Origin of the sequence: Bradyrhizobium sp. 31Argb (assembly GCF_043638955.1) — a bacterium.
GTDB lineage: Bacteria > Pseudomonadota > Alphaproteobacteria > Rhizobiales > Xanthobacteraceae > Bradyrhizobium.
The window spans coordinates 1-5,765 of sequence record NZ_JBEGDB010000387.1 but is presented as its reverse complement, the minus strand read 5'-3'; the positions used below and the strand labels follow the sequence as shown (position 1 = coordinate 5,765).

Annotated in this window: 4 protein-coding genes; 3 read left to right on the top strand and 1 reads right to left on the bottom strand. The window is 64.2% G+C overall.

Annotated features, from left to right (window positions below):
- The first annotated feature begins 124 nt into the window (after positions 1 to 124).
- The gene (locus tag AAFX91_RS38140; protein WP_130583108.1) at positions 125 to 1,108 is read left to right on the top strand and encodes a tripartite tricarboxylate transporter substrate binding protein; all 984 of its coding nucleotides are present in this window, start codon (positions 125 to 127) and stop codon (positions 1,106 to 1,108) included.
- A gap of 124 nt (positions 1,109 to 1,232) precedes the next feature.
- Here the strand turns inward: AAFX91_RS38140 and AAFX91_RS38135 are convergent, their stop codons facing one another.
- Positions 1,233 to 2,918, bottom strand: coding sequence for a methyl-accepting chemotaxis protein (locus tag AAFX91_RS38135; RefSeq protein WP_394569930.1), 1,686 nt, complete (start codon positions 2,916 to 2,918; stop codon positions 1,233 to 1,235).
- A gap of 242 nt (positions 2,919 to 3,160) precedes the next feature.
- Here AAFX91_RS38135 and AAFX91_RS38130 point away from each other — a divergent pair, with 242 nt between their 5' ends.
- Complete coding sequence (locus tag AAFX91_RS38130; RefSeq protein WP_394569928.1) at positions 3,161 to 4,204, top strand: C-terminal binding protein; 1,044 nt, start codon at positions 3,161 to 3,163, stop codon at positions 4,202 to 4,204.
- Positions 4,205 to 4,343: 139 nt separating this feature from the next.
- Positions 4,344 to 5,684, top strand: a complete 1,341-nt coding sequence (locus AAFX91_RS38125) for an ABC transporter substrate-binding protein (RefSeq protein ID WP_394569927.1) — start codon at positions 4,344 to 4,346, stop codon at positions 5,682 to 5,684.
- Positions 5,685 to 5,765 lie beyond the last annotated feature (81 nt).

Here is a 5,765-nt window from a genome sequence, read left to right as displayed (position 1 = left end):
CAAGGCTTCCTCCTAAAAGAAAGCCTTGAATCACGTTCAATCTGATTTGAGAATCCCAAGAGTCCACACGGCCTAGTTTCCCCGGCAACCAACTGCCCATAAACCCAGCGGGGGAAACGACGATATGATCTCTGGACTGAAACACCATTGGCGCATGCTGGCGGCGGCATCCCTGGCATTCGCGCTGCTGTCCGGCGTGGCCACGGCGCAGGCACCGGGCTACCCGAACCGCAACATCACGCTGGTATTGCCGTTCGCGGCCGGCAGCGGCACCGACACCACGACGCGCCTGATCTCGAAGGAGGTCGGCACTGCGCTCGGCGTCACCATGGTGATCGACAACAAGGCGGGCGCCAACGGCTCGATCGCGGCGAGTTACGTCGCCCGCTCCGCGCCCGACGGCTACACCCTGTTCGTGACGACCAACACGACGCACTCGGCCAATCCCTATCTGCTCAAGACCATGAGCTACGACCCGGTCAAGGACTTCACGCCGATCGCGCGAACCGGCGACTTGCCGTTCATGCTGGTGATCAATCCGGAAATCCCGGCCAACTCAGTCGCCGAGCTGATCGCGCTCGCCAAGAAGGAGCCGGGCAAGTACTCCTACGCCAGCGGCAGCTCATCGGCCATCGTGTCGGGCGCGACCTTTGCCCGCCTCGCCGGCATCGATCTGTTGCACGTCCCCTACAAGAGCTCGCCGCCCGCGCTCACCGACGTCATTGCCGGCCGCGTCTCCATGATGTTCGTCGACGTCCCAACCGGGCTGCCGCATGTCAACGCCAAGGCGCTGAAACCGCTGGCCGTCACCACCAAGCGGCGCTCGGCGCTGCTGCCGGAGCTGCCGACCATGGATGATACTGTGAAAGGGTTCGACATCACCTCATGGCAGGGCTATCTCGGTCCGGCCAACATGCCCAAGGACATCGTGGTCAAGCTGAACGCCGATATCCGCAAGGTCGTCGAGCGTCCCGACATCAAGAGCCAGCTCGCCGAACGCGGCATGGAAGCATTTTCGGGCCCGCCAGAGGAATTCGACGCATTCCTGAAAGAACAGCTCGTGCTCTGGGAAAAGCTGATCACGGAAGCCGGGATCGAGAAGCAGTAGCTCCGCATTCCGTCGTCATCGTCCGCGAAGGCGGACGATCCAGTAAACGACGGCGTTTCAGATCAATTACTGCGGCCGGAGATTACTGGATGCCCCGCCTGCGCGGGGCATGACGACAACGGCGTTACGCCGCGCGTACCTTGGCCAGGAACTGGTCGACGGCGTTGCGGAGCATGCCGGACTGGGTGTCGAGCTCGCGGGCGTTCGACAGCACGTCGGAAGCCGCAGTGCCGGTGGCGGTGGCGGCCGTGGTGACGCCGCCGATATGGGTGGAAATCTCGCTGGAGCCAGTCGCGACCTGCTGGATGTTGCGCGCGATCTCGCGCGTCGCATCGCCCTGCTGGTCGACCGAGGTCGAGATGCTGGCGGTGATCTCGCTCATCTGGGCGATCGTCCCGGTGATGCCGCCGATCGAGGCGACCGCCTCCGTGGTCGAGGCCTGCATGGCGGCGACCTGGGCGGAGATCTCCTCGGTCGCTTTCGCGGTCTGGTTGGCGAGCGCCTTCACCTCTGAAGCGACCACCGCAAAGCCACGGCCGGATTCGCCGGCGCGCGCGGCTTCGATCGTGGCGTTGAGCGCGAGCAGGTTGGTCTGCGCGGCGATCGAGTGGATCAGCTTCACCACCTCACCGATCTTCTCCGCGCCGGTGGAGAGCGCCTGCACGGTGGCGTTGGTGCGCTCGGCATCGGCCACCGCCTTGCTCGCGATCTCGCTGGATCGCGCGACCTGGCGGGAGATCTCGGTCACCGAGCTCGACAGTTCCTCGGCCGCGGCAGCCACGGTGCCGACATTGTTCGAGGCGCTTTCGGACGCCGCACTGACGGTCGCAGCCCGCGCGCTGGCGTCGCTCGCTGTCGCCGTCATCGATTGCGCTGTGGTCTGCATGCCGGCCGCAGCGGTCGCGACCGAACGGACCACGCCGGTGATGCTGCGCTCGAAATCGTTGGCGATATTCTCCATCGCGGCACGGCGCTCGGCCGCAGCGCGGGCCTGCGTCTCCGCCTCCGCCTGCTCGAGGCCGCGGATGCGAACCGCATTGTCCTTGAAGATCTGCACGGTCGCCGCCATGGCGCCCACCTCGTCGCCGCGGCCGACGCCGGGAATATCGCCATCGAGCTTGCCGTCGGCGAGTTCCCGCATCCTTGTGCCGAGCTGGCCGAGCGGCCTGGTAATGCTGCGCCCGATCAGCCAGGCGATCGAGCCGGAGATGATGGCGATGCCGAGGATCGAAAGGCCGAGCAGCCAGGCGATCGGCGCCAGCTTGGCATCGATATCGTCGATATAGGCCCCGGTGCCGAGATACATGTCGAAGCCGGGAACGGCGACGGCATAGCCGATCTTGCGGATCGGCTTCTGTTCGCCCGGCCGCACATATTCGTAGGTGAGGAGGATTTCGCCCTTCGCCTTCACGCCATCCATCAATTCGCGGGACAGCTTGCGGCCGTTGGTGACCACGTCCATGCGGTTGGCGCCGATCTGCTTGGGATCGGGCGCAAGGACGGTGATGCCATCATAGGAGGTGCCGAACAGGTAGCCGGAGCCGTTGTCATAGGTCATGGAGTTGCCGCGCTTGCCGAGTTCGGCGAGCGCCACCTCCTTGGTCATCCGCCCGGCATCGACCTCCTTTTTCAGGCCGGCCGCCATGTTCACGGCCATCTCGACCATCGCCTTGGTCTGGTCGATGCGCGCCTTCATCATTTCGCGCTGCATCAGATGACCCGCGAGGACGCCTGCGGCGCAGAGGCCAAGGATGGTCACCCCCACCAAAATGCCGAGTTTGGGGGTGATCTTGAGGTTGGTCAGCTTCACAGGGCGTCTCCGGGGAATGGCGCGCTTGCGTGTTTGGCGGATTGATTCGGTCCACCCTAATGTGAGAGCCTTTAGCGTCAGGTTACGAAGCGTCTCCGTAAAACCCCGGGAAAGCCGCGCTCAAGGCGACCGGGAACAGTACGGAATGGGCTTCGGCTTGCGAAGACGCGGCAGCGGCGACTTGTCGCGGCCCAGTGACGGCCGAAGAATCAACAACCGAAGAAGCAAATCGGGAGCAGGAGATGTCGAAGTTCAGGGTGGTGACGCCGAAGGGCGCAAGCTTCACGGTGGCCGGCGGCGGCTACGACTATGAGAAGGAAGCGCTCGATCCGATCGGGGCCGAAATCATCGAGGCTCCCGCCAACGAGACCGAATTCATCGCCGCCGCCAGGACGGCGGATGCGATCTACGCCAAGGGCATGCCGATCACAAAAGCGGTCATCGATGCGCTCGAGAACTGCAAGGTGATCACGCTCGGCAGCGTCGGCGTCGACAGCGTCGACGTCAAGGCGGCAACCGCCCGCGGCATCCCCGTCACCAACATCCCCGACACCTTCATCGAGGAAGTCGCCGATCACGCGATGATGCTCTTGCTTGCCGGCTTCCGCCGCCTGGTCGAGCAGGACAGGATGGTGCGCGAAGGACGCTGGAGCGAAGGACGTCCGGCGCTCTTGAAAATTCCGCGCCTGATGGGACAGACGCTCGGCTTCATCTCGTTCGGACGCGTGGCGCGCGCGGTGGCGAAGCGCGCGGCCCCGTTCGGCCTGCGGATGATCGCCTACGATCCGTTCATCCAGGAAACGCTGATGTCGGAACACAACGTGCTGCCGGCGACGCTGTCGGAGGTGCTTTCGCAATCCGACTTCGTCTCGATGCATGCGCCGGCACGGCCCGAGGTGCATCACATGCTCACCGAGAAGCATTTCCGGCAGATGAAGAAGAGCGCGATCTTCATCAACACCGGACGCGGCGCCACGGTTGACGAGGAAGGGTTGATCAAGGCGCTGCAGGAAGGCTGGATCGCGCATGCCGCGCTCGACGTGCTGGAGAAGGAGCCGCCGTCGCACAACAATCCCCTGCTCCGCATGGACAACGTCACGCTGACCGCCCATGTCGCCTCCGCATCTGCACGTTTCGATGAAGCGCGCAAGCGCCGCGTGGGCTACGAATTGTCACTGGTGCTTTCAGGTCTGTGGCCGGTAAGCTGCGTCAATCCGTCGGTGCTGCAGAACACCTCGCTCCGGCGCTGGCAGCCTGTCAGCATGGATCGCGGCCCGAACAGCTAGCCGGCGGGGAACGCGCGTTTCCCGCGACGCGGAAATTGCGCGGGGCAAAAGTCTCAAGGCGATTGCTTCGGCCCCATGAGGACTGAGGCTCACGTTCACCGGCGAGTAACGCCGGGAACGAAAAACAAGGGAGGAGACTATGGGGAACGACCTCACCCGTCGTGACGCGTTGGCGCTCGGCCTCTCGGCCGCAGCGCTGGCGGCAACCGGCGCTTCGGCGCAATCAACCGAATCGCGCGTCAAGGCGGCCGACGTCGCCGCACCGTCGCTGCCGATCGAGAAGGGCGCGAACCTGCGGATGCTGCGCCCGGTCCGCTTCGTCAAGGCCGACGAGGACGTGTTCCGCGCCAACGCCGCCAAGTTCACCGAGAAGATGGGCGTTGAGGTCAAGGTCGATTTCGTCGGCTGGGAGGACATCAACCAGCAGACGGCGGTGACCTCGAACTCCGGCGCCGGTCCCGACATCATCATCGGCTTCTCGGACGCGCCGCATATCTACGCCGACAAGCTGATCGAACTCACCGATGTCGCCGAGTATCTCGGCAAGCGCTATGGCGGCTGGCAGACGCTGGCCCAGAAATACGGCAAGCGCGCCAAGGGCAACGCCTGGATCGGACTGCCGTTCGGCGCCAGCGGCGGGCCGCTGGTGTACCGCAAGTCGGTGCTGCAATCGATCGGCTACGACAAGATACCGGAAGATCATGCGGGCGTGCTGGACGTCTGTCGCAAGCTGCAGAAGGCCGGCAAGCCCGCAGGCTACGCGCTCGGCAACGCCGTCGGCGACGGCAACGGCTTTGCCAACTGGATCCTGTGGTCGCACAATGCCTCCCTGCTCGATGAAGAAGGCAACGTCACCATCAACAGCAAGGAGACGGTGGCCGCGCTGAAATATCTGAAGGAGCTGTATCCGACCTTCATCGCCGGCACGCCATCCTGGAACGACGTCTCCAACAACCGCGCCTACTCGTCGCAGGAAATCGCGCTGACGGCCAACGGCGTCTCGCTCTATTTCGCGCTGAAGAACGATCCGGCGACCGCCGCGATCGCCGAGGACACCGAGCATCAGTTCCTGCCGAAGGGCCTCGCAGCCTCCACGCCGATGTCGGGGCTGACGCTGAACGCCATGGTGTTCAAGCACAGCCCCTATCCGAACGCGGCGAAAGCCTTCCTGCAGTTCATGCTCGAGAAGGAGCAGTACGAGCCGTGGCTGAACGCCAATAGCGGGTACTGGTCGCAGCCGCTCGCAGCCTATGCGGAAGCCGCGGTGTGGTCCGGCGATCCCAAGGTCAAGATCTTCAAGGACACCATGAAGAGCCAGTATTACGCCGGCTACAAGGGCCCGATCTCGACCGCGACCGGCGCCGTCAATGCCGACTACGTGCTGGTGCAGATGTGCGCGTCGGTCGCGACCGATGCCGCAACGCCGGAGGCCGCGGCCGCGGAAGCCGAGCGGCGCTGCAAGCGATATTTCCGCAGATGAGACCGCACTAGTGGTTCATCACAGTGATTTTGACGTTTTGATACCGAGCCATTCGAGGATCGGCAAGTTTTCGGGTGGCAG

Coding starts and splice junctions, on each gene's coding strand:
- AAFX91_RS38125 (WP_394569927.1), top strand. CDS start 4,344: ATGGGGAACGACCTCACCCGTCGTGACGCGTTGGCGCTCGGCCTCTCG.
- AAFX91_RS38130 (WP_394569928.1), top strand. CDS start 3,161: ATGTCGAAGTTCAGGGTGGTGACGCCGAAGGGCGCAAGCTTCACGGTG.
- AAFX91_RS38140 (WP_130583108.1), top strand. CDS start 125: ATGATCTCTGGACTGAAACACCATTGGCGCATGCTGGCGGCGGCATCC.